The sequence below is a fragment of the Caballeronia terrestris genome (assembly GCF_001544515.1).
GTDB lineage: Bacteria > Pseudomonadota > Gammaproteobacteria > Burkholderiales > Burkholderiaceae > Caballeronia > Caballeronia terrestris.
The window spans coordinates 1-1,170 of the sequence record NZ_FCOL02000460.1; the positions used below are offsets into that span (position 1 = coordinate 1).

1 protein-coding gene is annotated in these 1,170 nt (G+C 56.3%); it reads left to right on the forward strand.

From position 1 onward, the window contains the following. Positions 1-73: 73 nt before the first annotated feature. The gene (locus AWB67_RS38260) at positions 74-1,159 is read left to right on the forward strand and encodes an IS630 family transposase (RefSeq protein ID WP_087660895.1); all 1,086 of its coding nucleotides are present in this window, start codon (positions 74-76) and stop codon (positions 1,157-1,159) included. Positions 1,160-1,170 lie beyond the last annotated feature (11 nt).

Genomic DNA, 1,170 nt, shown 5'->3' on the forward strand with positions numbered 1-1,170 from the left:
CTAGTGCAGTGCGTCACAAATAATGCAACTTAATGACGATTTGTGAGTCTCCATTTGCATGGAGGGAGAACTCATGAGAATCGCGGCGAAAGTTGAGTTAAGCGAAGCACAGCGCAAACAGTTAGAGACGTGGGCTACTGGCCGAACGATTCCGGTTCGACTGGCCGAGCGCGCCAAGATGATTTTGCTCGCAGCACAGGGCAAAACAGACAAAGAGATCGGTGCGGAACTGGCCATCTGGCGCGGCACGGTAGCGCGCTGGCGCGGCCGTTTTATCGCTGACGGGGTGACGGGGATCGAGCGGGATGAGACTCGACCCGGGCGCAAGCCGAAGATCTCAGCGCGCAAGGTTAAGTCCGTGGTGGCGCTGACGACACAGCAGCGTCCGGACAACGCCACACATTGGAGCACACGCAGCATGGCAGCGGTGGCCGGTGTAAGTGCGGCGAGCGTGCGTCGCATTTGGCAAGCGCACGGCCTCAAGCCGCATCGGTTAGAGAGCTTCAAGGTATCGAACGACAAGCACTTCGCCGAGAAACTCGAGGACATCGTCGGTCTGTATCTCGATCCCCCGGAGCACGCCTTGGTCCTGTGCTGCGATGAGAAGTGCCAGATCCAGGCGCTTGACCGGACCCAGCCGGGATTGCCGCTTAAGCGAGGTCGCGGGCAAACGATGACGCATGATTACAAACGCAATGGTGTGACGACGCTTTTTGCCGCGATGAACACGCTCGATGGGAGTGTCATTAGCGAGTGCAAGACCAAACATCGTCACCAGGAGTGGCTAAGCTTCTTGCGCAAGATCGATCGTGACACGGCTAAGAACAAGGAACTGCATTTGATCGCTGATAACTATGCAACCCATAAGCACCCGGAGGTACAAGCATGGCTTGCCAAACACCCGCGATTTCACATGCATTTCACGCCCACCAGTGCCTCATGGCTCAACATGGTTGAACGCTTCTTTCGTGACTTGTCAGTGAACCAGTTGCGACGTTCGGCGTTCCGCTCGGTCCCCGAATTGATCGGCACGATTGAGCAGTACGTGCAGAAACATAACCGTCATCCGAAACCGTTCATCTGGACAGCAAAGGCCTCTGACATCCTCGCGAAAGTGACGCGTGCCAGGGCCAAGCTGAATAAGATGCAATCCGTTTGACGCATACCACT

Excerpts from the sequence above, each read along its gene's own strand:
- AWB67_RS38260 (WP_087660895.1), top strand. The coding sequence starts at position 74 with ATGAGAATCGCGGCGAAAGTTGAGTTAAGCGAAGCACAGCGCAAACAG.